At 43.1% G+C, this 22,958-nt stretch carries 36 protein-coding genes and 1 tRNA gene; 34 read left to right on the forward strand and 3 right to left on the reverse strand.

From position 1 onward, the window contains the following. The 4 genes from QAS77_RS02485 to QAS77_RS02500 form a co-directional block, all read left to right on the forward strand. A partial coding sequence (locus QAS77_RS02485) for a PEF-CTERM sorting domain-containing protein (protein ID WP_331521983.1) occupies positions 1–568 on the forward strand: 568 nt, incomplete at its 5' end. Between the two features lie 201 nt (positions 569–769). Continuing rightward, positions 770–1,021, forward strand: a complete 252-nt coding sequence (locus QAS77_RS02490; RefSeq protein ID WP_305064047.1) for a hypothetical protein — start codon at positions 770–772, stop codon at positions 1,019–1,021. 93 nt (positions 1,022–1,114) lie between these two features. Beyond that, positions 1,115–1,642, forward strand: a complete 528-nt coding sequence (locus tag QAS77_RS02495) for an Hsp20/alpha crystallin family protein (protein WP_250867219.1) — start codon at positions 1,115–1,117, stop codon at positions 1,640–1,642. Between the two features lie 107 nt (positions 1,643–1,749). Then, positions 1,750–2,118 carry a response regulator transcription factor gene (locus tag QAS77_RS02500; RefSeq protein WP_250867218.1) on the forward strand — a complete coding sequence of 123 codons (369 nt, stop codon included), beginning with the start codon at positions 1,750–1,752 and terminating at the stop codon, positions 2,116–2,118. A 24-nt stretch (positions 2,119–2,142) separates the two neighbouring features. Here QAS77_RS02500 and QAS77_RS02505 read toward each other — a convergent pair whose 3' ends face one another. Next, positions 2,143–3,186, reverse strand: coding sequence for a methyltransferase domain-containing protein (locus tag QAS77_RS02505; RefSeq protein ID WP_305064048.1), 1,044 nt, complete (start codon positions 3,184–3,186; stop codon positions 2,143–2,145). 644 nt (positions 3,187–3,830) lie between these two features. Between QAS77_RS02505 and rpl3p the strand changes: the two genes are divergently transcribed. The 29 genes from rpl3p to QAS77_RS02650 all read left to right on the forward strand — a co-directional run bounded on the left by rpl3p (position 3,831) and on the right by QAS77_RS02650 (position 19,936). Then, positions 3,831–4,844 (forward strand): 50S ribosomal protein L3, encoded by a 1,014-nt coding sequence (gene rpl3p / locus QAS77_RS02510; protein WP_305064049.1) that lies wholly within the window; start codon positions 3,831–3,833, stop codon positions 4,842–4,844. 5 nt (positions 4,845–4,849) lie between these two features. Further along, positions 4,850–5,611: a 50S ribosomal protein L4 gene (rpl4p, locus tag QAS77_RS02515; RefSeq protein ID WP_305064050.1), complete on the forward strand. Its 762-nt coding sequence runs from the start codon at positions 4,850–4,852 to the stop codon at positions 5,609–5,611. Next, on the forward strand, positions 5,608–5,856 hold the full coding sequence (locus QAS77_RS02520; protein WP_172368517.1) for a 50S ribosomal protein L23: 249 nt from the start codon (positions 5,608–5,610) through the stop codon (positions 5,854–5,856). The genes rpl4p and QAS77_RS02520 overlap by 4 nt, the downstream gene beginning before the upstream one ends. 11 nt (positions 5,857–5,867) lie before the next feature. Beyond that, a complete protein-coding gene (locus QAS77_RS02525) occupies positions 5,868–6,581 on the forward strand; it encodes a 50S ribosomal protein L2 (protein WP_250867213.1) in 714 nt (237 codons plus the stop codon). A gap of 12 nt (positions 6,582–6,593) precedes the next feature. After that, positions 6,594–7,010, forward strand: coding sequence for a 30S ribosomal protein S19 (locus QAS77_RS02530; RefSeq protein ID WP_250867212.1), 417 nt, complete (start codon positions 6,594–6,596; stop codon positions 7,008–7,010). Positions 7,011–7,020: 10 nt separating this feature from the next. Further along, complete coding sequence (locus QAS77_RS02535; protein ID WP_250867211.1) at positions 7,021–7,476, forward strand: 50S ribosomal protein L22; 456 nt, start codon at positions 7,021–7,023, stop codon at positions 7,474–7,476. Further along, the gene (locus tag QAS77_RS02540; protein WP_250867210.1) at positions 7,476–8,390 is read left to right on the forward strand and encodes a 30S ribosomal protein S3; all 915 of its coding nucleotides are present in this window, start codon (positions 7,476–7,478) and stop codon (positions 8,388–8,390) included. The genes QAS77_RS02535 and QAS77_RS02540 overlap by 1 nt, the downstream gene beginning before the upstream one ends. A 2-nt stretch (positions 8,391–8,392) precedes the next feature. Further along, complete coding sequence (gene rpmC, locus QAS77_RS02545; RefSeq protein WP_250867209.1) at positions 8,393–8,596, forward strand: 50S ribosomal protein L29; 204 nt, start codon at positions 8,393–8,395, stop codon at positions 8,594–8,596. Position 8,597: 1 nt separating this feature from the next. Then, positions 8,598–8,903 (forward strand): ribonuclease P protein component 1, encoded by a 306-nt coding sequence (gene rnp1 / locus QAS77_RS02550; protein WP_250867208.1) that lies wholly within the window; start codon positions 8,598–8,600, stop codon positions 8,901–8,903. 5 nt (positions 8,904–8,908) lie between these two features. Then, complete coding sequence (locus QAS77_RS02555; RefSeq protein WP_250867207.1) at positions 8,909–9,238, forward strand: 30S ribosomal protein S17; 330 nt, start codon at positions 8,909–8,911, stop codon at positions 9,236–9,238. Then, complete coding sequence (locus QAS77_RS02560) at positions 9,235–9,633, forward strand: 50S ribosomal protein L14 (protein ID WP_172368496.1); 399 nt, start codon at positions 9,235–9,237, stop codon at positions 9,631–9,633. Before QAS77_RS02555 ends, QAS77_RS02560 begins: the two co-directional genes overlap by 4 nt. 10 nt (positions 9,634–9,643) lie before the next feature. Beyond that, positions 9,644–9,997, forward strand: a complete 354-nt coding sequence (rplX, locus tag QAS77_RS02565) for a 50S ribosomal protein L24 (protein WP_250867206.1) — start codon at positions 9,644–9,646, stop codon at positions 9,995–9,997. A gap of 4 nt (positions 9,998–10,001) precedes the next feature. After that, complete coding sequence (locus QAS77_RS02570) at positions 10,002–10,712, forward strand: 30S ribosomal protein S4e (protein ID WP_305064051.1); 711 nt, start codon at positions 10,002–10,004, stop codon at positions 10,710–10,712. Between the two features lie 4 nt (positions 10,713–10,716). Next, positions 10,717–11,211, forward strand: a complete 495-nt coding sequence (locus tag QAS77_RS02575; protein WP_305064060.1) for a 50S ribosomal protein L5 — start codon at positions 10,717–10,719, stop codon at positions 11,209–11,211. Positions 11,212–11,213: 2 nt separating this feature from the next. Further along, positions 11,214–11,366: a 30S ribosomal protein S14 gene (locus tag QAS77_RS02580; protein WP_011498203.1), complete on the forward strand. Its 153-nt coding sequence runs from the start codon at positions 11,214–11,216 to the stop codon at positions 11,364–11,366. 11 nt (positions 11,367–11,377) lie between these two features. Beyond that, positions 11,378–11,770, forward strand: coding sequence for a 30S ribosomal protein S8 (locus QAS77_RS02585; RefSeq protein ID WP_250867204.1), 393 nt, complete (start codon positions 11,378–11,380; stop codon positions 11,768–11,770). 18 nt (positions 11,771–11,788) lie between these two features. Next, a complete protein-coding gene (rpl6p, locus tag QAS77_RS02590) occupies positions 11,789–12,322 on the forward strand; it encodes a 50S ribosomal protein L6 (RefSeq protein ID WP_250867203.1) in 534 nt (177 codons plus the stop codon). 23 nt (positions 12,323–12,345) lie between these two features. Further along, positions 12,346–12,792: a 50S ribosomal protein L32e gene (locus tag QAS77_RS02595; protein ID WP_250867202.1), complete on the forward strand. Its 447-nt coding sequence runs from the start codon at positions 12,346–12,348 to the stop codon at positions 12,790–12,792. Position 12,793: 1 nt separating this feature from the next. Further along, complete coding sequence (locus QAS77_RS02600; RefSeq protein ID WP_250867201.1) at positions 12,794–13,240, forward strand: 50S ribosomal protein L19e; 447 nt, start codon at positions 12,794–12,796, stop codon at positions 13,238–13,240. 59 nt (positions 13,241–13,299) lie between these two features. Then, positions 13,300–13,821 (forward strand): 50S ribosomal protein L18, encoded by a 522-nt coding sequence (locus tag QAS77_RS02605; protein ID WP_250867200.1) that lies wholly within the window; start codon positions 13,300–13,302, stop codon positions 13,819–13,821. A gap of 12 nt (positions 13,822–13,833) precedes the next feature. Beyond that, the gene (locus QAS77_RS02610) at positions 13,834–14,469 is read left to right on the forward strand and encodes a 30S ribosomal protein S5 (protein WP_011498209.1); all 636 of its coding nucleotides are present in this window, start codon (positions 13,834–13,836) and stop codon (positions 14,467–14,469) included. Positions 14,470–14,471: 2 nt separating this feature from the next. Next, positions 14,472–14,933 (forward strand): 50S ribosomal protein L30, encoded by a 462-nt coding sequence (locus QAS77_RS02615; protein ID WP_250867199.1) that lies wholly within the window; start codon positions 14,472–14,474, stop codon positions 14,931–14,933. A 4-nt stretch (positions 14,934–14,937) separates the two neighbouring features. After that, the gene (locus tag QAS77_RS02620) at positions 14,938–15,381 is read left to right on the forward strand and encodes an uL15m family ribosomal protein (RefSeq protein ID WP_250867198.1); all 444 of its coding nucleotides are present in this window, start codon (positions 14,938–14,940) and stop codon (positions 15,379–15,381) included. A gap of 106 nt (positions 15,382–15,487) precedes the next feature. After that, positions 15,488–16,966: a preprotein translocase subunit SecY gene (gene secY, locus QAS77_RS02625; protein ID WP_305064052.1), complete on the forward strand. Its 1,479-nt coding sequence runs from the start codon at positions 15,488–15,490 to the stop codon at positions 16,964–16,966. 21 nt (positions 16,967–16,987) lie between these two features. After that, on the forward strand, positions 16,988–17,635 hold the full coding sequence (locus tag QAS77_RS02630; protein WP_305064053.1) for an adenylate kinase: 648 nt from the start codon (positions 16,988–16,990) through the stop codon (positions 17,633–17,635). A gap of 20 nt (positions 17,636–17,655) precedes the next feature. Further along, positions 17,656–18,276: a DUF106 domain-containing protein gene (locus QAS77_RS02635; protein ID WP_305064054.1), complete on the forward strand. Its 621-nt coding sequence runs from the start codon at positions 17,656–17,658 to the stop codon at positions 18,274–18,276. A gap of 2 nt (positions 18,277–18,278) precedes the next feature. Further along, on the forward strand, positions 18,279–18,806 hold the full coding sequence (gene cmk / locus QAS77_RS02640; RefSeq protein ID WP_250867194.1) for a (d)CMP kinase: 528 nt from the start codon (positions 18,279–18,281) through the stop codon (positions 18,804–18,806). 22 nt (positions 18,807–18,828) lie between these two features. Next, a complete protein-coding gene (locus QAS77_RS02645) occupies positions 18,829–19,824 on the forward strand; it encodes an RNA-guided pseudouridylation complex pseudouridine synthase subunit Cbf5 (RefSeq protein ID WP_305064055.1) in 996 nt (331 codons plus the stop codon). Positions 19,825–19,853: 29 nt separating this feature from the next. Continuing rightward, a tRNA-Ser gene (locus tag QAS77_RS02650) sits at positions 19,854–19,936 on the forward strand. Positions 19,937–20,126: 190 nt separating this feature from the next. On the opposite strand, the gene QAS77_RS02655 is transcribed toward QAS77_RS02650, so the two are convergent. After that, a complete protein-coding gene (locus tag QAS77_RS02655) occupies positions 20,127–20,627 on the reverse strand; it encodes a hypothetical protein (protein ID WP_305064056.1) in 501 nt (166 codons plus the stop codon). A 51-nt stretch (positions 20,628–20,678) separates the two neighbouring features. Next, the gene (locus QAS77_RS02660) at positions 20,679–21,803 is read right to left on the reverse strand and encodes a DUF4238 domain-containing protein (protein ID WP_305064057.1); all 1,125 of its coding nucleotides are present in this window, start codon (positions 21,801–21,803) and stop codon (positions 20,679–20,681) included. 308 nt (positions 21,804–22,111) lie between these two features. Here QAS77_RS02660 and QAS77_RS02665 point away from each other — a divergent pair. Then, on the forward strand, positions 22,112–22,958 hold an 847-nt coding region (locus QAS77_RS02665), incomplete at its 3' end, for a hypothetical protein (protein ID WP_305064058.1).

The following is a 22,958-nucleotide window of genomic DNA, read 5'->3' on the forward strand; positions in this document are numbered from 1 at the left end:
TGGGCTTCTTGTCATCCTGATATCGATGGTCAGTGTGGCAAGTGCAAGTGAAATATATAATGTGACAAATCCAAAGGACACGCTTTCATGCGGGGATGTGGATGTCGGTGTGATCATTGACGGTAATAACGTAACTGTAGAAGTTATATTTTTATCTCCGACATACCTTTCAAATACTACTAGTATCAAAACATTTGGCTTGAACACCGTAGGGCTTACTGAAGCCAATGTAACGGGTATCACTGGTGCAAATCGAACAATGATTGGGGTTGACAGCTTTTCTGCTGAATTTGGTAATTTCAATACAACTGTTGGTTTTGTTACCAGTGAAAAGACCCTTGGTCCTATTACAATAACGTTCGATGGTCCTGTAGTGCTTGTGCCAAATTCTCTGAACTTTAATGCAGCTGTGCATCTTATCGGACTTAATGAAGGTCTGAGTGTCAAAGTTGCAGATGGTGAATGTCCAATTCAGGAAATTCCGGAATTCCCCACAATCGCACTTCCGATCGCAGCAATTCTTGGACTATCATTAATTTTCATGCGCCGTAAGAATAAGTTAGAATAATTGATGAACATCTGTAAAGGATGTTCCTTTATCTTTCTTTTTGGCATTTTAGATCTAATTATTGTCTTTTTTGTCAAGCTGCAAAGGTATAAATGTTAGCAATCACATATTTTCTCTTGTAGAGGTTTGTCTGAATATTTTTTATTTTTGTTTCTTCCTGTGTGGTGCAGTTTGATCTCTGTAATATTCAGTGGTGGAAATATGGCTGATAAGATCGTTCTCGATCATTATAAGGAAATGATAGAAAAGACGAAACAACTTCATTTGGAATTGATTGAACTGTCATCAAAAATGAGTTGTATTGTAGATCGGATCGATGCTGAGTTGCCGGATGATGCAGTCGCTGAATCTTTGGGTTTGGTGGGGTCCGGGGATCTGTCCAATGATCAGTCTTCCAACTCTGAATCATCTGCTCCTCATCTAAAGAACGTATTGGATACTGATCACTTATAATTGCTTTAGTTACGCAATTTGTGATCTGAAATGCATGTATATTATTTGATTGGAACCTGTGGTATCATTTATAATAATATGGAGATGGCCAATATGGATGAAAAGAAAAGACGTCGCTTTTTCGATGAATTCTTTGAAAATGAGTCATTTGAAGATGTTACTGACATGATAGAAAATATCCTGGATGCTATCGAGGCCGATCTGGAGGAGTTTTCGGGAAAGCCAAAGATCTATGGTTTTTCTATAACACATCGCCCTGGGGAAGATCCAGTTGTGCGTGAGTTAGGCTCTGTCCCAAATGCAGATCAGGATGATCTTGCTGAAGGTTCCTGTATGGGGCTATCTAGGTCGGAACCTCTGGTGGACATTATTGAAACTGATGATAACGTCCATTTCATGGCAGAGCTTCCTTGTGTGGAAAAAGAGGATATCAAACTGAGTGCAGAAGAAATGACCTTGCACATTTCTGCATCTCGTGGCGATTGGTCATATATTCGGACGTTTGACTTGTTGATGTCTGTATATCCAGAGTCTGCAAAAGCGACTTTCAATAATGGTGTACTTGAGGTTATCTTTAAACGCCGTCTTCTGGATGATGCATATAAGATCGATATTGAATGATATGTCAATTACAGACTGTCTAAATATACATCACATTTATGTATTTTCTTAACTCAGTGTTAACTATAAATTGTCTTACCTGGATCTATGGAAGGAGTTCTGACACTTTGAATGAGAAAATACTGGTCGTCGATGATGAGAAAGATACTATCTTTCTTGTAAGGTCTATTCTTGAACCGGAAGGTTTTGAGGTCTTCGGGGCAGGTGGGGGCGCGGAGTGTTTGAAAATGCTCGGATCTGTGAAACCGGATGCGATACTGCTGGATATTATGATGCCCGATATGGATGGTTGGGAAACGTTCCACAAGATCCGAGCGGATGATCTTGACGTTCCCATCTGTATTATCTCTGCTAGATCACAGAATTTTGACCGGATGCTTGGTCTGAATGTTCTGAATGCGACTGACTATGTCAATAAACCATTTGATACCGAAGACCTTATCGGGCGTGTCAAAGCAATTTTTGGAATGAGTTGATCCTTTTTCTTTTTTACTTCGTTGTTATTGGCTGCGATCGTTGCTTGATATTCTTGGTTTGCAGATGATCGCTTTCCCACCTTTGGCAAAAAGGTGTACTGTTCTGTTTCCGGTCAGTCCATTCTCAACTTCTTTTCGAATATCCCAATATTTCTCTGGCTTTATCCCAGCCCTTAAAATAACGGTCCCTACACTATCTTTTTTCAAGAGGCTGTTGATAATTTTTGCATCCATCTCAGTTACATACTTTATTTCATAATTATTCTTGGCAAGTGGGTGATCGAAGGGCTCTTCTGATGTAAAAAGACTTCTCTTCTGGTCGATTTCGAACAACTGAACATCAGTTGTGTTATTTTCGATTAGAGCATTTGCCAATTCAGGAAGTAGTTCTGCTTTAATGACGGATGGTTCCGGCTCACATGCATATGCTTGTATCTTGTTCGTTATTGAAAGTTCGGATCTTTTGTGTTCCGAGTCTATCCTTGCTTCTGCCGGGAGTGCAACTGCAGATCTGTCGCATGTCTTTATGTCTCCAAAGTACAGGTTCAGGCGGTTCAGCTGCCCGTCCAATGATAGGTATTCTTTTTCACAATCGAACTGAATTCTTTCAGGTGTCAGCTGGGGTGGTGCTTCGAATGCGAAATTGTTTGTAATTTTGGAATATGCTTCCAATACTTTGGGTATTCCTGGTTGAAGGCTCGAGAGTCTTCTTTCATCTTCTGATGGTGGTCTTGCAGGATCAGAAAAAAGTACGTCCAGTTTTGGTATCTGGTCGATGACGTCTTCTGAAAGTGCATCCCCGCAAATGAATTCTACATTATCGAGGCCATAACGTTCGCAATTCCTCTCTGCATATTCTATCTTTTTGGGATCTATCTCTATTGCATAGACCTTTTCACATTCCTTTGCAAAGAATATCGTCTGTCCACCTATTCCACAACTGATGTCTGCGATGGTCTTGCATTTGAGCCGTTTTGCCCTGTACTTTGCAACTACTTCCGGCGTGGCAAAACGGATACCATCATTGTCAGCTTTCATCCTTTTATCAAATATTTTTTTTCGTGACACAATTATCAGTCTGGAAAATAGCTCAATCAATTTAAAGTAATCTCATGCTATCCTGGAATAATCCGATATCTTTATTTAGATGTCTTTGTTCTATAGTGGATATTGGTGCTAGTGTTGATGTACTGTATGGCAAATTGCACTTTTTTGTGAAATTCCCTGTTGAGTTGTGTTTAATATACTGTTTTTTGGGGGAATATGTGCAACACCTTTATATACGGAATATTACATTTAGACGTTCTAAGTTAGGATTGATTGTGTAATTTGGCATTGCTATTATTACATCATTGAAGATCATAACGTAGGAATAAGCAAGTGTGAAAAGTCGGGTTTGACAGTAAGTGTTCATGGGCCTCTTCTCGGAATGCCCTTCTTTGTGTACAAATGTGCATTGAGGAATGCTAACTGGCTAAATCTTCTAGAGATGATTGAGGACGGACGGACCGGCAATCTATCAGGTCAGTCCAGTATGTTAGTTATCTTGCTTCCTGCGTGACTGTATGTGATCGATCTGCCAGTGGTTCTATTTGAGCTGGGCAGGGGTATCAGTACATCACGTAAGATTATACTTTTCTAATTGTCTTGTCCTACATCATGAATAAATGAAACATTGTTTCAAAAATAATTGAAATAGGAGGAGAATATAAATGGCAAAAGGACACAGACCAAGGCGCGGTTCACTTGCATACAGTCCACGCAAGCGAGCACAGAGTCACATACCAAGGTTTAGATCATGGCCAGAGTCAGACGCTGAACCAAAGCTTCAGGGCTTTGCAGGTTACAAGGTAGGTATGACCCATGTGATCATGATCGATGACGTTAAGCACAGTCTTACAGAGGGTACTGAAATATCCGTTCCTGTTACTGTCATCGAGACCCCAGCTATCCGTGTTGCAGCAATTCGTGCATATGGCAAAGACACCTATGGTGAAATCGCTATTGCAGAAGCATGGACAGACGTTCTTGACAAGGATCTTAGCCGCAGGCTCAAGACCGCAAAGAACCCTGACGTGAATGCATCACTTGAGAAGCTCGAGGCTCTTGTTGAAAGCGGACGTGCAAATGATATCAGGCTCATCACATACACTTTACCATCCACTCTTACCGGTGTACCTAAAAAGGTACCTGATGTGATGGAAACTGGTGTAAGTGGTTCTGATGTGAAAGCAAAGTTCGAGTATGCTAAAACAGTTCTGGGTACAATGGTGGAGATCTCTGATGTATTTGGCAACGGCAAGATCGTCGATGTCGCAGCGATCACTACTGGACATGGTACACAGGGTCCTGTAAAGAGATGGGGCATCAACCTAATGAAGAACAAACACTCCCGTCAGGGAAGTTTGAGACAGGTAGGTACACTAGGTCCATGGACTCCTGCACACGTGAGCTGGAGAGTTCCACAGGCAGGTCAGATGGGCTATCACCAGAGAACCGACTACAACAAGAGGATCTTGAAGATGTCCTCTGATGTTGATGAGGTCAATCCAGCTGGTGGTTTTGTTAACTACGGTCTTGTTCGTGGAAACTACATCCTTATCAAAGGAAGTGTTCCAGGTCCATCCAAAAGGTTGATCAGACTCAGGGAGCCAACAAGGTCAAAGGTATCCAGCATTGGCGAGCCTCAGATCATGCACGTTAGCACTCAAACACTGCAGGGGTGATGTGAATGACAACAGCAAATATTATAGATTTATCAGGAAATTCCAAAGGCGAGATTGCATTGCCGGAAGTTTTCAGTGAGATTTTCAGACCTGACCTTATCAAGAAGGCGGTCCTCTCTGCTCAGGCAAACAGACTCCAGCCATACGGTACCAAGCTCTATGCAGGTATGCAGACGTCAGCACACTCCTGGGGATCAGGAAGAGGCGTTGCACAGGTTCCGAGGATCTCAAATGGTAGTCGTGTCGCAAGAATTCCACAGGCAGTGGGAGGTAGGCGTGCACATCCACCAAAGACAGAGACCGACCGTACAGAGAAGATCAACAAGAAGGAAAAACGTCTTGCAGTCAGATCTGCAATTGCAGCAACTATCGATGCTGATCTTGTAAAGGCCCGTGGCCACAAGTTCACTGCAGAGGTTCCTTTCGTTGCAGATGATGCGATCGAAGATCTTGTAAAGATCAAAGAGGTCATCAGTTTCCTTCAGGCAGCAGGTCTTTATGATGATATTATCCGTGCTAAAGAGGGTAAACACATAAGGGCAGGTAAAGGTAAACGCAGGGGACGTAAGTACAAGAACCGAAAGAGCGTTTTGATCGTCACAGGCGAAGAAAGCCCGCTCAGCAAGGCAGCAAACAACCTTCCAGGTGTTGATGTTGCAACAGTATCTGCTCTTAACGCAGAGCTTCTTGCACCAGGTACCCATGCAGGCAGACTTACCGTCTGGACCCAATCTGCAATAACCAACATGGAGGGTATGTTCTTATGAATGCTATCAGATATCCATTCATCACTGAAAAAGCAATGATGCTCATGGACGAAAATAAGCTTCAGTTCGTTGTTGATACACGTGCTAACAAGACTCAGGTGGAAAACGATGTGGTTAAGATGTATGGCTTTACTGTGAAGTCAGTCTGTACCATGACCACAATGAAAGGCTTGAAAAAGGCACTGGTGACATTCAATGAGCCGGATGCTGCACATGAGATCGCAACAAGGATCGGATTGGTGTGAGGTGAAAGTCCATGACTAAACGAATTATATCCCAGAACAGAGGTCGTGGAAGTCCAACATACAGGGCTCCATCCCATAAGTATAAAGCTGAACTTAAACACCCACGTGTGGATGAGGAAAGCACTCTAAATGGTACAGTTATCGGTATCGAACATGACCCTGCAAGGTCAGCTCCGATTGCAATGGTCGCTTTTGAGAACGGAAAGAAGCAGTTTATAGTTGTTCCTGAGGGAATTTCTGTTGGCGAAAATCTTTCCTGCGGTGTTTCCGCAGAGGTCAAGCCAGGTAACACGCTTCCTCTTGCAGAGATCCCTGAAGGTATCCCTATCTGTAACATTGAATCCAAACCAAACGATGGTGGGCAATTTGCACGCTCCTCAGGTGTTTATGCAACACTTGTATCCCGTGAGCTAAGCAAAGTAATTGTCAGGATGCCATCCGGTGTGTTGAAGTGGTTCCATCCAAAATGCAGAGCAACGATCGGTATTGTTGCTGGTGGCGGTAGGATTGACAAACCATTCCTTAAAGCAGGAAAGAAATACCACAAGATGAAAGCAAGGGCAGCTAAGTACCCTCGTGTATCAGGTGTTGCTATGAACGTTGTCGATCACCCATTCGGTGGAGGTAACAGAAAGCATCCAGGTAAGCCGACCACAGTCAGCAGGAATGCACCACCAGGTAGAAAGGTTGGTCATATCGCAGCACGCAGGACCGGAAAAAAGTAAAGAGGTATTAACATGGCAAAAAAATCAACTTCAAGGTTACCAAAGCGAAAAGGAGAATATACCTTCCGTGGTAAAACGGTAGCACAGCTCCAGGAAATGAGCTTTGAGGATTTTGCAGAACTCTTGCCTGCACAGGAACGCCGGTCTATACGCCGGGGTTTTTCTGATTCACAGATGGGAATTCTACAACAGTTCAGAGACGGAAAGGAAAGTGTGCGTACTCATTACAGGAACATGATTATCTTCCCTGAAATGATCGGCAAGGCTCTCGAGGTCTATAACGGCAAAGAGTTCGTGAAGATCGAGGAGATCATGCCTGAAATGATCGGGCACAGGTTCGGTGAATATTCACCTACTCGTAACAGGGTTTCCCACGGAAGCGCTGGTGTCGGTGCAACACGTTCCAGTAAGTTCGTACCATTGAAATAAGGTGATATGAATGGCAAGGATCAAATATACTACAGAGCTTGATGCTGAGACCAGTGCGAAAGCAATGGGTTCAGAGCTTCACATTTCACCTAAGAAATCCCGTGAACTCTGCAAGGCTATCAAGGGTATGCGCACAAAAGCAGCAAGACAATATCTTGAAGATGTTGTTATCTTGAAGCAGGCAGTACCTTTCGGAAGGCACAATGACAGCTTAGGTCACAGAAAGGGACCAATGGCAGCAGGCCGCTATCCTGTAAAGGTGGCATCTGAGATGCTTAAGTTGCTCAAGAATGCAGAAAGTAATGCAGAATATAAAGGCTTAAACCCGGAACATATGTTCATTGCACATACAGCAATGAACCGTGGCCGTGTGATCCATGGTATGAGACCAAGGGCTCGCGGAAGGGCAAGTCCAGAGAACACAGAAACTGTAAATCTTGAGATGATCATAAGCGAGGTGCTCTAATGGCTGTAGAGAAAAAGTTTGTTCAGGATGGATATGTAAAAGCATCCATGGATGAATATTTTGCAAAACAACTCAGCAGGGCTGGCTATGGTGGTATGGATATCAACCGTACTCCTATGGGAACCCAGATCACAGTATATGCTGAAAAACCAGGTATGGTTATTGGAAAGGCTGGAAAGGTAATCAGGAAGCTCACTCGTGATGTAGACCGATTATACGATCTGGACAATCCTCAGATCGATGCACAGGAAGTCAAGAGGCCGGAACTCAATGCACAGATGATGGCATCAAGACTTGCATCCTCCATCGAACGTGGATGGTACTTCAGAAAGGCTGGACACAACACCATGCGTGCTGTCATGAATGCTGGTGCACTTGGCTGCGAGATTGTCATCTCTGGTAAATTGACTGGTTCAAGGTCAAGGGTAGAGAAGATGGTCAATGGTTACATCAAACATGCAGGAAAGCCTGTCGATGATATAGTCGATGATGGTTTTGCTGTCGCTGTCAAGAAACTCGGTACCCTTGGTTGTAAAGTACGTATCATTCACCCAGATGCAGTTCTTCCAGACTCATACAGGTTGAAGAACGCCGAAGAACTTGGTTCATTGGTTTCTACTCCTGTTGAAGAAGAGAAGAGCGCAGGTATCGAGGAACTCGTTGAGGTAGAAGCTAAAGGTGAAGTCGCAGAAGCTGAGGGAGCAGTAGTCGAAGAAGCAGCAAAGGCTGAAGCTGAGACCGTTGAAGAGACAGTTGAAGAAGTGGCAGTATCCGAAGTAGAAGCTGATGTAATTACCGGCGAATCTGTTACCGAGGAAGGAGAAGAGCGCCGTGAAGTCAACGGTGTGTGGCAACACAAACATGGTGGCCACGATTACTGGCATCCAACCGGACGTATGCACAGGGAGGGCTGATCATGGCAATTCTTCGTACAAAAGAAATAAGGGACATGACCCCTCACGAACGTGAGGATGAGCTTGTAAAGATCCGCGGTGAACTTATCCGTGAACGTGCACTTGCATCTGCAGGTGGCGCTCCTGATAATCCTGGCAGGGTCGGAGAGCTTAGAAGGACAGTCGCAAAGATAAAGACGATTCAGCACGAATTAAAGGAGATCTGAATTGGAAGCATCGCCTTCTAATTTGATCTTTCACGAGCTTATCGGGCTTTATGCGGAAGTATTTGAGTCAACAAATCCCAAATTAATCAATATTTGTGGCAGAGTAATAAACGAGACGCGCAATATGCTTGTTATCGAAACGGAAGATATGCACGAAAAAATGGTTCCAAAGAACGGGACAACGTTTGTGTTCAATCTTCCATCATCATCTGCCGATCACGATCAACGTGTTAAAATATACGGGACATTATTGCTCTCACAACCCGAGAATAGAGTCAAGAACATTAGGAAAATTCGCATGAGGTAATAATCATGGCAAAAGACATTGGATTGGATATACCAGAGCCAACAAAGGAATGTGATGATATTTATTGTCCATTCCATGGCGAACTCTCCGTAAGGGGGCAGATCCTCGTCGGTACTGTTGTAAGCGACAAGATGGATCGTACAGTGGTAATTCAACAGAGGCGTGAAAAGCTTATAAATAAATTCCAGAGATATGAGAAGAGGCAATCAAAGATCCACGCTCACAATCCACCTTGCATTGATGCAAAGGTTGGAGATATTGTGACCATCGTGGAATGCCGACCTCTCAGTAAAACAAAATCATACGTAGTTGTCAAGGCGGAGGTGAAGGCATGAGGGGTATTCGTTCAAAGATCCCACGTGCACTGAATGCTGGCGCTAAGATAGAATGTGTTGATAATACTGGAGCACGTACTGTAGAGATTATCTCTGTCAAGAAGTACAGAGGTGTAAAGAACAGGATGCCTAAAGGAGGCATCGGTGACATGTGTGTTGTATCTGTAAAGAAGGGTACTCCGGAAATGCGTAAGCAGATCCTTTACGCAGTCATTGTACGCCAGAAGAAGGAATTCCGTCGTCCAGATGGGCTCAGGGTCGCATTCGAGGACAATGCTGTAGTTATCGTGGATGACAAAGGCATTCCAAAAGGAACTGATATCAAAGGTCCTGTTGCAAGAGAAGCAGCAGAAAGGTTCCCTAAGATCGGTACAACTGCATCTATGATTGTGTGAGGTGTTAAATATGGTATCAAAACAGCCAAGGAAACAGAGAAAAGCACGTTACGAGGCTCCACTTCACATGAAGCAGAAGTACATGGCGGCACCTCTGTCAAAGGACCTTCGTGGTAAGTACGGTCGCAGTGCAAATGTCATTGTAGGTGACACTGTAATTGTGATGCGTGGCGACCATGCAGGTGTTAAAGGAAAGGTCGAGGCATTATCCTTGAAGAGCGGAACAATTGTTGTAGAAGGTGTTTCTGTCAGCAAGGTGGATGGAACCGAGGTTCCAAGGCCGATCTATCCTTCAAATGTGATGATCACATCACTAGAAATGAACGATAAACGTAGAGATTCAATATTATCAAGAGGTAGGTGAATTCGTGGCCACTCATCAAAAGAGGATATCTGTCCCAAGAAGTTGGCAGATTTCAAAGAAATCCAACAAATGGATAACATCCACAAGGCCTGGTCCTCACAACAGACTCCAGAGCATCCCATTAGCAGTCATACTCAGGGATATGCTCGGTGTTGTCGATAACCGCGCAGAAGCAAAGAGAGTACTCTCTGAAGGCAATGTACTTGTTGACGGAGTAGCAAGAAAGGACCTTAGGTTCCCTGTAGGTCTGATGGATATTATTACCATCCCATTGAACAACGTGGAATACCGCGTAATGCTCGATGGAAAGAGCAGACTTGTGCTGAACAAACTTGATGGAACAGGTGCTGACAAATTGTGCCGCATTGAAGGTAAGACCTCTATCAAAGAAGGTAAGACCCAGATGCGTCTTAACGATGGTGTCAATATCATTGGTTCCAACGATTACAACACCAAGGATTCAATAGTCCTGTCCGTTCCAGACAAAAAGATCGTCAAACACATCAAATATGAAGTGGGCAATCTTGCAATGATCGTTGGTGGAAGCCATGCAGGCGAAGTTGGATCTATCAAAGATATCAACACAGTGAAAAGTTCCAAGAACAACACAGTTACTATTTCCGGTGAGACCGAATTCGAGACCATCGAAGATTATGTGTTCGTGATCGGTGAATCCAAGCCAGAGATCTTCATAGGTGGTGAAACTGTTGAGTAATCCAATGAGAAATCCTAAGGTCGAGAAGGTAGTCGTCCACATGGGCGTTGGTGAAAGTGGTCAGCACCTTGTTGATGCAGAGAGTATCCTTGAGACAGTTACCGGACAGACAGTTGTCAGGAGCTATGCAAAGAGGACACTTCCAGCATTCACTATCAAAAAGGGAGAACCTATCGGATGTAAGGTCACACTTCGTGGCGAAGCAGCAGAAAGTTTTCTTGAGACTTCATTGGGAATCGTTGAAAGAAAGATCGACGAATCTCAGTTCGATATCTTTGGTAACGTTTCATTTGGTGTTGAAGAGCACACCGATTATCCAGGCATGAGATACGATCCAAACATCGGTATCTTTGGAATGGATATCGCTGTGATTGTAAATCGTCCTGGTTACAGGGTGAGCAAAAGAAGGATCGCAAAACGAAAGATACCAACTTCCCACAAGATCACAAAAGAGGATACGATATCTTTCTTTAAGGATAAGTATGCTGTGGAGGTATAATGATGACTCAGACAGTGAAGAATTTTGGAAGAGGCGCAAACGAGTGTAAAAGATGCGGCAGAAAGCAGGGTCTTGTGCGCAAGTATGGGATCTATCTTTGCAGGCATTGTTTCAGGGAAATTGCCCATGACATGGGATTTGAAAAATATTCGTGAGGTGAACAGATATGGTATTATTAGATCCTCTTGCTGATGCGTTATCTATGATCAAGAACGCAGAAGCTGTTGGTAAAGATTCCTGTACGATCAGACCTGCATCAAAACTCATTGGAAATGTCCTTAAGGTCATGAATGACCGTGGATATATCGGTGATTTTGAGTTCGTAGAAGATGGTAAGGCTGGAGTTTATACAGTTGAACTTATTGGACGTATTAACAAATGTGGAGCTATCAAGCCACGCTACTCCGTAGGAGTAACTGAGTTCGAGAGATGGGAGAAACAATTCCTTCCTGCTAAGAACTTTGGTGTATTGATCCTCACAACCCCTAATGGGGTAGTCTCCCAGTACGAGGCTCGTGAGAACAATGTCGGTGGTCAGTTATTATCATTTGTATACTAAGATTAAGGGTGAGATGATATGGCAAAAGAAATCAAGAAAATAATCTCGATTCCTGAAGGTGTGACAGTGACGTTTGAGAAGCACGTCCTGTCTGCTTCAGGGCCCAAAGGTACCAATACAAGATTCTTGTGGTATCCAGGCGTGAATATTGAAGTGAACGGTTCAGAAATTATCGTTGACTCTGCTTCATCGAGGAAAAAACAGAGAGCAATGGTTGGAACATATACCTCCCACATCACCAATATGATGAAAGGTGTTGTGGATGGTTTTGAGTACCATATGAAAGTGGTCTACTCTCACTTTCCAATGCAGATCAAGGTCAATGGCAAGCAGTTCGTCATCAACAATTTCCTTGGTGAGAAGAAGCCTAGGGTATCAAATATCCTCGGTGAAACCTCTGTAAAGGCAAGCGGCGATGAGGTAATTGTTTCCGGTATCAACAAGGAAGATGTCGGCCAGACCGCTGCTAACATTGAGCAGAAGACCAAGATCAAGCGCTTCGACCCTCGTGTGTTCCAGGATGGTATATACATCGTAGACAAGCGAGTGTAAGAGAGATATTGTAGGTGATCTGAATGGAAGATACAGTTAATGAAACTAACATGAAGGAAGCAGTGTCCACCGAACTTGCACTTGATGTAGAGTCCAAGAGACTTTTCAATGTAAGAAAGGTCCAGAAGGGCAAAAAGCCTGATTTCAAAAGGGCCGATTCACACAAGTACAAGCGTCTGGATTCTAACTGGAGACGTCCAAGAGGTCTTCAGGGTAAACTGCGCAAAGGCATTAAAGCAAAAGGTTCAGTTGTGCAGGCAGGATATGGAAGTCCTAAGGCAGTGAAAGGTCTTCATCCATCTGGATACTCAGAAGTTCTTGTGAACAATCTTGCAGGAATAGAAGGTGTTGATGCTTCACTTGAGGCTATCAGGATCGGAAGGACTGTTGGCGCAAGGAAGAAAGCTATTATTGAAGCAAAAGCTGTAGAAATGGGCATCAAGATATTGAACCCAGCAAGGAGTGAGTGAGATGACTGATCTCACAAACCAAAAAAGACTTGCAGCTAAAGTGCTTGGATGTGGCGTTCACAGAGTTTGGCTGAATCCTGAAGCATCCAGCGAGATCGCTGTTGCTATCACAAGGGAAGATATCCGTGGTCTTATCGCAAGTGGAAGCGTTAAAGCAGAAGCTGTGAAAGGCGTTAGCCGTGGACGAGCAAGAGCAAGGGATGCAAAACGCAGGTACGGTCACCGTAAGGGACATGGTTCCCGTAAAGGTACAAAGGGTGCACGTAATCCTCGAAAAGAACAGTGGATGAAGAAGATCCGTGCTCTCAGAAGGAGGCTCAAAGAGCTTCGAGCAGATGGTACACTTGATAAATCCGCATTCTGCAAAGCTTACCGTAAGGCAAAGGGTGGCGAGTACAAGAACTTGGCTCATATGGAAACACACCTCAATATTGCAAAGAAAGAGTAAGCCTGAGGAATGAATAATGAAAACAAATTTAAATGTTAAACTGATGTGGAGGATCTAATATGGCTACAGGACCCCGTTATAAAGTCGCGTTCAGGCGACGAAGGGAAGGGCGTACAGATTATCACCAGAGACTCAGGTTGCTTTTGTCAAGAGAGGATCGTGTTGTCGTGCGTAAGAGCGCAAGGCACATGCAGATACAGCTTGTTGCACCTGATGCAAATGGGGATGTAACAATGTCATCCGCGATCTCTAAAGAGCTTGCAAAGTATGGCTATGAAGGATCTGCCGGTAACACTACCGCAGCATACCTCACAGGGCTCTTGTTTGGTTACAAGGCACTTGCTGAAGGCTACGAGAGCGGTGTGTTGGATATCGGTATTCAGTCATCATCTGTAGGTTCCCGTGTCTATGCAGCACTCAAAGGTGTTGTTGATGCTGGATTTGATGTTCCTCACAACTCCTCAGTGTTCCCATCCGATGAGCGCATAAGGGGAGAACACGTTGCAGAATACATGGAAGGATCAAATCTGCCTGAAGTGTTCGATGCAGTAAAGGAAAAGATCCTTGCCGAGTTCAGTTAAGGTGTGGTTAATATGGCATATGAATATAATGAAGAATGGGTTCCACAGACAAGGCTCGGAAAGCTTGTCTTTGATGGACAGGTCACATCCATGGATGAAGCTATGGATTCCGGTCTGCCTATAAGGGAATCAAAAATAGTAGATCTATTATTACCTGAACTTGAGGACGAAGTTCTCGACATTAACATGGTTCAGAGAATGACTGATTCCGGAAGGCGTGTCAAGTTCAGGGCTACTGTTATCGTTGGAAATGGAGACGGTTTCGTAGGACTTGGTCAGGCAAAAGATGTACAGGTAGGACCTGCTATCAGAAAAGCTATTGACAATGCAAAGATCAACATCACACGTATCAAACGTGGATGCGGATCATGGGAATGTGGCTGTGGACTTCCACACACCGTTCCTTCTGAAGTCAATGGTAAAGCAGGTAGTGTAACTGTGGTTCTCAAGCCTGCTCCTCGTGGGCTTGGTCTTGCTGCAGGAGGCACTGCAAGAAAAGTGCTTGAAAAAGCAGGCGTCAAAGATGTCTGGACACGTACCGAAGGTCAGACTAGGACAACCCTCAACTTCGCAAAGGCAACATACAATGCTTTGATGAACACGGGCACTGTAAGGCGTCCAATCGTTTTCGATGAGACGGAGGCCTAAAAATGTTCGCAGTAGTTAGAGTTAGAGGCCAGGTAAATGTAAGCGGCAAGATCGAGGATACCCTCGGCATGCTCCGTTTACACAAGGTCAACCATTGCGTCTTCCTTCAGGATACCCCTAACAATAAGGGTATGATCCAGAAGGCAAAGGACTACGTCGCATACGGTACTGTCGATGTTGAATCATTGACTGAGATACTCGGCAATCGTGGAAGGTTGGAGGGCGATGCTCGCCTTACCAATGAATATGTGAAGGAAAACTCTGAGTTTGCTTCCATTGCTTCCTTTGCAGAAGCTCTTGTCAATGGTGATGCAAAGATCACCGATGTCCCATTGTTGAAACCTGTTTTCAGGCTTCACCCTCCAAGGAAGGGACATGCTGGTATCAAAAGGACTGCTCAGCAGGGCGGTGTCCTTGGAAACCATGGCGATGATATCAAGGCACTTTTGAACAAGATGAGGTGATGTTATGACTAGCAGAAAATGCAACACAAAGAAGTTCAGGGGTTCCCGTACCTGTGGTGGCGGAACTACCAAGAACCGGCGCGGTGCAGGTAACCGTGGTGGCCGTGGTAGATCTGGTGAAAACAAACACCACTTCACAAGGGCTCTTCAGCTCGGTTACATACGTGGAAGCGAACGTGGTTTTTCCCGCCCATTAAAGGCGATCCATGACGTTTCTGTAGTGAATGTAGGCGAACTTGATGAACTTGCAGATCAGCTCGTAGAAGATGGCTTTGCAAAGCTTGAAGCTGGAGCATATGTCATCGACCTTGCAGATCTGGAAATCGAAAAAGTTCTTGGTACCGGAAAAGTAACAAAGAATATGGTTGTTACTGCATGCAACTTCTCAGAAGTTGCAAGGGGCAAGATCGAAACTGCAGGTGGATCCTGCGTAGAATTTAAGGAGTAATGTCTTTTAAGACATTACTTTTATATTTGTTGTTTATCTTATACTGTGCTACTTAATTTGTTTTCCAGTTATTCTGGATTTCAAACCTAATCAAAGGGTGTAGTTAATGAGTCTCAGGGAGAGTTTGGAACCGATTTTTAATAGATTGCCCGCCGTAGCTAGTCCGGAAGGGCATGTGCATTTTAAAAACAAGTTAATGTGGACTCTTGGAATTCTAGTGCTTTATTTCGCTCTGGCGAATATTCCACTGTTTGGTCTTTCAAGTGATTCCATTGACCTGTTTGAACAATATCGTGCTTTCTTTGCAGGAGCATCTGGTTCTTTGATGCTGCTGGGTATAGGTCCTATCGTCACAGCATCTATCGTACTTCAGCTTCTTGTTGGTGCTGACGTCATCAAACTCAATATGTCCGATCCCGCAGACCAGGCATTCTTCCAGGGTGCACAGAAATTCATGGTCTTTGTTATGATCGTTCTTGAAGCTCTGCCACAGATCGTTGGTGGTTACATAATGCCTGATGTGGGTGTGGCATCTGCACTTGGTGTAACTCCAAGTGTCGTTACAGGAATAATCTTCGTTCAGATCTGTATTGGTGGAGTCCTTATCCTCTTCATGGATGAGATCGTATCAAAATGGGGAATTGGGTCCGGTGTGGGACTTTTCATCGTGGCTGGTGTTTCCCAGCAGATCGTAACAGGTCTGTTCAATTGGGGTATTGACACCACAGGTCTTCCAATTGGTATCCTTCCAAAGTGGATATACATCGTTCAGAATGTTGGTTTGGATTACATCGCAACCAGTGAAGGAGTAATGTTCCTGCTCATCAGAGGTGGGATACTTGCACTGATCACTACGATAGCTATATTCCTGATTGTCGTGTTCGCGGAAAGTACTCGTATAGAGATCCCTCTTGCACACAGTGCAGTAAGAGGTGCCAGGGGCAGGTTCCCTGTAAAACTGATCTATGCTTCAGTCCTTCCGATGATCCTTGTCAGGGCACTTCAGGCAAACCTTCAGATGATAGGTCTGCTGCTTTCAGGACGTGGTATCAACATATTTGGTGAATATTCCGGTTCAACGCCCATCAACGGCATCATGTATTATATTTCACCGATCAACAGTCCATATGACTGGATCCCATCACTTGTGAGGGAGACGTTCACAGGCTATGGTGTTGCTGTGCCATCAATGTGGCAGGTCGGTTTGCATGTGTTCATTGATGCGGTCTTCCTGATCGGTGGCGGTATCATATTCGCTCTGTTCTGGATCGAAACGACCGGAATGGGTGCAAAACCAACTGCTCAGAAGGTATTCAATTCAGGTATGCAGATCCCAGGTTTCAGGCGTAATGTCGGAAGTATAGAGAAAGTAATGCTCAGGTACATCCCGAAGGTCACTATCATTGGTGGTGCTTTCATCGGTGCACTGACGCTTCTGGCAAGTATGCTCGGTACCATAGGTGGTGCCGGAGGTACTGGACTATTGCTTACCGTGAGTATTGTGTATCGCTTGTATGAGGATATTGCATCTGAACAGATGATGGAAATGCATCCAATGGTCAGATCGTTCTTCGGGCGGGAATAATAAAAAAATGGAGATATATTGATGAATGTTGTATTGTTTGGTCCACCGGGTGCAGGAAAAGGCACCCAGGCCAAAGAACTCGCTAAGCACTATCAGATCCCTCACATATCTACCGGTGATATTCTGAGGGCCAATGTACGTGATGGTACTGAACTTGGTAAAGAAGCAAAGGGCTACATGGATAAAGGCGAACTGGTTCCTGATGAGGTACTTATTGGTATCATAAAGAACCGTCTGGCTGAATCCGATTGTAAGCCCGGCTATCTTCTCGATGGTTATCCAAGGACAACTCCTCAGGCAGATGCTTTATCTGCTATTCTTGAGGTGATCGGCATGCCTTTAGAGGTTGTGCTGGACATCGATGTTGCCGATGAGGAGCTTGTCACCCGCCTTTGTGGCAGGCACATGTGTACATGCGGTGAAAGTTATCACATGAAGTTCAACCCTCCTGAAAAGGAGAATGTCTGTGACGCATGTGGTGCAGAGCTTTACCAGCGTGATGATGATAAGGAAGATGTTATTCGTCAGAGACTTGATTCATACAAGGAAAAGACCCAACCTCTCATTAACTATTATAAGGAGAAAGGTCTTCTTGTGGATATCGACGGTACTGGTGCAATAGATCGGGTATTTTCGGATATCTGTAATATCCTTGATCAGTACAAATAAACGAAAAACAGGTGTGACGCATGGCAGATTCTAATTTCAAAAAGACCGCAGAAAAGTTTGTTCTGGCGGTCGGTATTTCTTTAATGATAGGCATTGTCGTACTTGGGGAGGATGGTAGGGAGGCCATAGGTGCCATCATGGGTGTCTTTATGGACCCTATCAGTATGATGGTCGGTGAAGGTAACTTCCACATAATGCTGTTCATAATGGCAGCTATAACTGCTCTTTATGCATCCCTCATACAGAAATATACAATTGACTGGGACCTGATGCGCAACACACAGGAGCGCATGAAGTCATTCCAGAAGGAATTCCGGGAAGCACAGCTTTCCCAGAACACCTATATGGTAAAAAAACTGGAAGAGCAGCGTGCTGATATGATGGGCGACCAGATGGAGATGTCAAAACAGCAGTTCAAGCCAATGGCATACATCAGTATAATATCTCTCCCACTCTTCATGTGGGCATACCACTACATAAGTGGTCATCCGGGTGCATTCCTTGTATTTCCATTCTGGGGAGAACAGATATTGGTCGAGACGGTAATAGGTCCTATCCAGTACTGGATCTTCTGGTATTTCATTACATCACTGGCTATTAGTCAGGTAGTACGTAAAGCACTTAATATCGGTGGCGTCTAAGTATGCTACTGACTATTAGTGGTTTGCCTGGCAGTGGAACCACTACTGTGGGGAAGCTGCTGGCCGAACATTATTCTGTGGAGGTGATATCCGCAGGTGATGTTTTCAGGGGTCTTGCAAAAGAACGTGGCGTGACCCTTGCTGAATTCGGTCGTCTTGCCGAATCCGATCCAAGCATTGATGTCGAGATAGATAAGAGACAATCGGATATAGCTAATTCTTCAGATAATCTTATACTCGAGGGCAGACTTGCTGGTCAAATGGCAAAAAAAGCGCTTAAAATATGGATAAAAGCCCCTCTTGAAGTGCGTGTTAAGAGAATAGTTGACAGGGAAGGTTCTTCCTTTGAAGTGCGCATGCAAGAAACTGTAGAGCGCGAAGCTTCAGAAGCTCTTCGTTACAAAGAGATCCATTCCATTGATATCAATGATCTCTCTGTCTATGACCTGGTGGTCGATTCCAGTCGCTGGGATCAGTTTGTGATCACAGACATGCTTAAGAAAGCAATTGATGCCTGTGGCAGTTTTTAATTATCAATGGAGTTTTTAGTTCATGGTTTCATCTAAACGTTTTTCCAAAGATGTGGATATAATGGTGGAAAAGTTCCACGCAACTACCAATGCAGCATACGGTTGTCCTCCTAGGGACCGGCCGATCCTTGAGTATATTAACATGGGTGTTGTGAACATCGATAAGGCAACAGGTCCGACAAGTCACGAGGTCACAGCATGGGTGCGGGATATGCTCGGTGTAAAAAAAGCAGGACATTCCGGGTCACTTGACCCACACGTAACAGGTTTGCTCCCCGTGATGCTTGGCAAGGCAACAAAAGCTATCTCAGCTCTGCGTCTTTCCGGAAAAGAGTACATATGTGTTATGCATTTGCATGATGACATTCCTGAAAGGAAGATAAGAAAAGCATGCAAAGAATTCACAGGCCCTATCTACCAGACACCTCCAATTATCTCTGCTGTCAAAAGGCAATTGAGGATCAGGAACATCTATTACCTCGACGTTCTTGAGATCGAAGGTAGGGAAGTGCTCATGAGGGTGGGCTGTGAGGCAGGTACGTATCTTCGCAAGCTCTGTCATGACATTGGTCTGGTCCTTGGTTGTGGCGGGCATATGAAGCAGCTTCGCAGAACCGGAACAGGTCCGTTCAGGGAAGATACTCTTGTATCTCTATATGACCTCAAGGATGCATGCGTGTTCTGGCAGGAAGATGGCGATGAGTCTGAACTACGCAAATTGGTACGTCCAATGGAAGAAGGTCTGTCCCATCTGCCGAAAATTATCATTCGTGATAGTGCTGTAGATGCTGTTTGCAGAGGTGCTTCCCTTGCAGTTCCGGGGATCGTTTCATTCAGTAAATGCATCAAAAAAGATGACAAAATTGCCGTTTTCACTCTAAAAGGGGAAGCTGTGGCACTTTGTAGGTCCTCTATGGATGCAGATGAACTTGAAAACGAAAGTCACGGCATAGCTTGTGTTACCGAAAGGGTAATAATGGATGCCGCTATTTATCCAAGGTGCTGGAAGGCGAAATAAACGCCGGTCAGCACGAATCTGGCATTTTTGCCGAGGTAGTCTAGTGGTAGGGCGCAAGCCTGGAAAGCTTGTGGGGCTTGACCCCTCGGGAGTTCGAATCTCCCCCTCGGCGTATAATTCTTTTTGAGTGCTTTTTTTGATGTGATCGATTTACTTACTTTGATTGTACTATATTTTATACATCAAAGTAGATATTAATAATTGTAGTATTTTTGTCCCTCTGCTATGTAGGTTAAGATACCGATGGGGAGTATATTCTTAAGTATAGCAGGATAGAGGGAATTTGAGTAAAAACAGGTTAATTATATTTTATTAATCGACCTCAAATTCTGTAACCTTTTATCTAAATAATCCATGTCTTTTTTTAGAGCGTCCTTTAATGAATTAGTCAAAGCGGATTCTGATTTAAAAACAGCGGTTTCATTGCTATAAAAGACATCTTTATAAATATTTTCAAACATCTTCAACTCACTTTCAGCAAGATACAAATATGGAATTATATCAAAAAAAGAAATATCGTTCGGATTACCCAATTTCTTGTATAGGGGGATGTAAAGATCATCAAACTGTTTATGAATAAACACAATTTCACGATTTGTAACATTTTCATATGTTGAAAATATGTTGGCAATAAGTGAATAAACCACAAATAAAAGACCAGCAAATCCGATTATCATTGAATAATAAACAGAATATGGCACTTTATTTTCGATTGAATACTGCAACAGAGCAAAGAAAAGAACTAAAGTCAGAACCAGTAAAAAGACTAATCCTTTATTTATATCAGTTTTGTAATTTTTCATAAAAAGTAAAATACTCTTCATCTATATCAACTAATTGATAAATACAAAAAATTAAACAAGACCTCGTTTTTCATTTGAATCAATTATATCCCGAATAGTCTTATTTACTGTATTCCGCCGAACTAAAACAGAAACTGGATTTTTATTCAAATTCACCTTATTTGAATTTTTATACCGCATACTTGCGTATTTGTTCAATCTAATAAACGACAACTTAAGTTTAAAAGGAGTGTCAGCTAAGTACAGCACATCAATATCACTTCGACAGTTATTAGACAATTCTTTACTATCCAAAGTCTCAATAATAGGTTCCTTTTTTTCGAATGAATTTTTAAATTTTGAATGTAAATTAGTTACATACATTATATCAGATTCTTCTGAATAATATACATTATCAAGACAATTGGAAAATTGCAGCGTATTAAGCGCATCAACATCTTTTTCCATTGTCACAAATATTGTGGTATTAGTGTCTTTTTTAATATCATACATATCATTATCAAATAAGGCAAGTATTATTTTATTGGATATGGGATAATATATTTGTAAACCACTCGATTTACACCCAATCGAACTATTATTTTTAATTTTTTTATAATTGTAAAATACAACCGGATTATCGCCAAAAATAAAATTTTGACTTGTTTTATTAATTAAAAGCACATATTCCAAATCCATTATAAAATCCACATTTTTTAACGCCGCTTCCATCGTTAATTTATATGAATCGGGGCATTTAATTTTACAAGAATCTATATAACTCGCTGTACGTTTACACTTTTTGAGAAACTCATCTGACTTCATCATTGGTTTTATATATTTTGAAGAAAAAGCTTCAAATATCTGATTAGATTTATTCTTTTCAGCTTTTGTTCTAGTACGTTGCAATAGTAGAGACAATCGCAAACAATTAAACGAATCTCTGGTTAAAAAATTAAGAGACTGATAATTAATAACATCCTTAAATAAATAGGCTTGATCATCTTCTATCCTGCTAAGGTAGTTTTCTAACTTTAAGTCAGCTCCATAAAAATAATGGCCTTGACACAAAGTACTAATATTGCCACGAATACCACGTCTTCTTTTAAGATTAAAAACAAAAAGATTCACATTGTTTTGAGAAAAATTCCTCATATAATGTTTTGGAATAAAATGTTGTTTCTTTTTTGGAGCCATTATTATTAAATCATTACTATGCTTATTTAATTGTTCGGTTTTAGTAAATTAATTCACTAGATAAACAATTCTAACTAAAAGTAAAATCAAATCACTATCCTAAACAATTCAGAATTTACAGCAAGCAGATCACCGCGGTTCTTAAGCTTTGAAACCAGTTCTTTTGTGCTATCGCATGAAAGGCCTTGATATCCCCATTCTCTTTTAATCATCCTATTCGCTTTAACATCACATTCTCTCTAATCTCTAATCTCTAATCTGAAATCTGTGTCAGAAATCTTTATATGTCCGGAATGTCCAATATTAAAATGATTCATATGATGGGGGAAATCTTAAGATCAATAGTAGTAGTTACAACAGTATTGCTATTTTTAACAACTGTTGTGGGGGCGGTAGACTTTGAAGAATGCGGCGACTGCCATGGGGAAACTTATGCGGTCTGGAGCTCATCACCTCACGGGTCTGCATCCTGTGAGATATGTCATACAGCATCACCGGGCGGCTTTGATGCTCATATCTCTGCGCCGTTCACATCCTCGCCTGACGTAAGCCTTTCTTCTGAAGTTTGCGGGGACTGCCATTCAGGTGTTTATGATGAATGGAACGAATTCGGTGAAGCTGACTTCGATATGGAGGCCATTGCAAGCCATTCGGAACCCACGGATATTGCTGAGCCTTATATCCTGGATCGTGGGGCATCATGTGTTGCATGCAAGAGCACCGATGGGGGCATATTGAACATCGCAGATGCCGAACCTTATGCTCTGGATGAGGAAGGCGCTCATGAGCTTGAAATGGTGGAGGAATGGGCAATCTCATGTGCTGCATGCCATGATCCTCATGACACTGGTCCTCGTATAGATGATTCGATACTTCTGTGTGGGAACTGCCATAATACCGAAGGTTTGGTGATGGATGGTAGCACTCCGGTAGTAAGGCATGCACAGTGGGAATTGGTGAGCACTTCCGGATATGTGGATGGCACACATCCTACATCCATCGGGTGTGTCGATTGCCACATGGTAGAAATATCTAATGATAGCGTTGTTGAAACCGGGCACACATTCGACTTTGATGCGGTACTATTGTCGAATCCCGATTCTGTGAACAACTGTAGCCTCTGTCATATTTCTTCTCTACCCTCATTGATAGAGA

The organism is Methanococcoides sp. (assembly GCF_030594565.1).
Lineage (GTDB): Archaea > Halobacteriota > Methanosarcinia > Methanosarcinales > Methanosarcinaceae > Methanococcoides > Methanococcoides seepicolus.

Coding starts and splice junctions, on each gene's coding strand:
- QAS77_RS02490 (WP_305064047.1), top strand. CDS start 770: ATGGCTGATAAGATCGTTCTCGATCATTATAAGGAAATGATAGAAAAG.
- QAS77_RS02495 (WP_250867219.1), top strand. CDS start 1,115: ATGGATGAAAAGAAAAGACGTCGCTTTTTCGATGAATTCTTTGAAAAT.
- rpl3p (WP_305064049.1), top strand. CDS start 3,831: ATGGCAAAAGGACACAGACCAAGGCGCGGTTCACTTGCATACAGTCCA.
- rpl4p (WP_305064050.1), top strand. CDS start 4,850: ATGACAACAGCAAATATTATAGATTTATCAGGAAATTCCAAAGGCGAG.
- QAS77_RS02520 (WP_172368517.1), top strand. CDS start 5,608: ATGAATGCTATCAGATATCCATTCATCACTGAAAAAGCAATGATGCTC.
- QAS77_RS02525 (WP_250867213.1), top strand. CDS start 5,868: ATGACTAAACGAATTATATCCCAGAACAGAGGTCGTGGAAGTCCAACA.
- QAS77_RS02530 (WP_250867212.1), top strand. CDS start 6,594: ATGGCAAAAAAATCAACTTCAAGGTTACCAAAGCGAAAAGGAGAATAT.
- QAS77_RS02535 (WP_250867211.1), top strand. CDS start 7,021: ATGGCAAGGATCAAATATACTACAGAGCTTGATGCTGAGACCAGTGCG.
- QAS77_RS02540 (WP_250867210.1), top strand. CDS start 7,476: ATGGCTGTAGAGAAAAAGTTTGTTCAGGATGGATATGTAAAAGCATCC.
- rpmC (WP_250867209.1), top strand. CDS start 8,393: ATGGCAATTCTTCGTACAAAAGAAATAAGGGACATGACCCCTCACGAA.
- QAS77_RS02555 (WP_250867207.1), top strand. CDS start 8,909: ATGGCAAAAGACATTGGATTGGATATACCAGAGCCAACAAAGGAATGT.
- QAS77_RS02560 (WP_172368496.1), top strand. CDS start 9,235: ATGAGGGGTATTCGTTCAAAGATCCCACGTGCACTGAATGCTGGCGCT.
- rplX (WP_250867206.1), top strand. CDS start 9,644: ATGGTATCAAAACAGCCAAGGAAACAGAGAAAAGCACGTTACGAGGCT.
- QAS77_RS02575 (WP_305064060.1), top strand. CDS start 10,717: ATGAGAAATCCTAAGGTCGAGAAGGTAGTCGTCCACATGGGCGTTGGT.
- QAS77_RS02580 (WP_011498203.1), top strand. CDS start 11,214: ATGACTCAGACAGTGAAGAATTTTGGAAGAGGCGCAAACGAGTGTAAA.
- QAS77_RS02585 (WP_250867204.1), top strand. CDS start 11,378: ATGGTATTATTAGATCCTCTTGCTGATGCGTTATCTATGATCAAGAAC.
- rpl6p (WP_250867203.1), top strand. CDS start 11,789: ATGGCAAAAGAAATCAAGAAAATAATCTCGATTCCTGAAGGTGTGACA.
- QAS77_RS02595 (WP_250867202.1), top strand. CDS start 12,346: ATGGAAGATACAGTTAATGAAACTAACATGAAGGAAGCAGTGTCCACC.
- QAS77_RS02600 (WP_250867201.1), top strand. CDS start 12,794: ATGACTGATCTCACAAACCAAAAAAGACTTGCAGCTAAAGTGCTTGGA.
- QAS77_RS02605 (WP_250867200.1), top strand. CDS start 13,300: ATGGCTACAGGACCCCGTTATAAAGTCGCGTTCAGGCGACGAAGGGAA.
- QAS77_RS02610 (WP_011498209.1), top strand. CDS start 13,834: ATGGCATATGAATATAATGAAGAATGGGTTCCACAGACAAGGCTCGGA.
- QAS77_RS02615 (WP_250867199.1), top strand. CDS start 14,472: ATGTTCGCAGTAGTTAGAGTTAGAGGCCAGGTAAATGTAAGCGGCAAG.
- QAS77_RS02620 (WP_250867198.1), top strand. CDS start 14,938: ATGACTAGCAGAAAATGCAACACAAAGAAGTTCAGGGGTTCCCGTACC.
- secY (WP_305064052.1), top strand. CDS start 15,488: ATGAGTCTCAGGGAGAGTTTGGAACCGATTTTTAATAGATTGCCCGCC.
- QAS77_RS02630 (WP_305064053.1), top strand. CDS start 16,988: ATGAATGTTGTATTGTTTGGTCCACCGGGTGCAGGAAAAGGCACCCAG.
- QAS77_RS02635 (WP_305064054.1), top strand. CDS start 17,656: ATGGCAGATTCTAATTTCAAAAAGACCGCAGAAAAGTTTGTTCTGGCG.
- cmk (WP_250867194.1), top strand. CDS start 18,279: ATGCTACTGACTATTAGTGGTTTGCCTGGCAGTGGAACCACTACTGTG.
- QAS77_RS02645 (WP_305064055.1), top strand. CDS start 18,829: ATGGTTTCATCTAAACGTTTTTCCAAAGATGTGGATATAATGGTGGAA.
- QAS77_RS02655 (WP_305064056.1), bottom strand. CDS start 20,627: ATGAAAAATTACAAAACTGATATAAATAAAGGATTAGTCTTTTTACTG.
- QAS77_RS02660 (WP_305064057.1), bottom strand. CDS start 21,803: ATGGCTCCAAAAAAGAAACAACATTTTATTCCAAAACATTATATGAGG.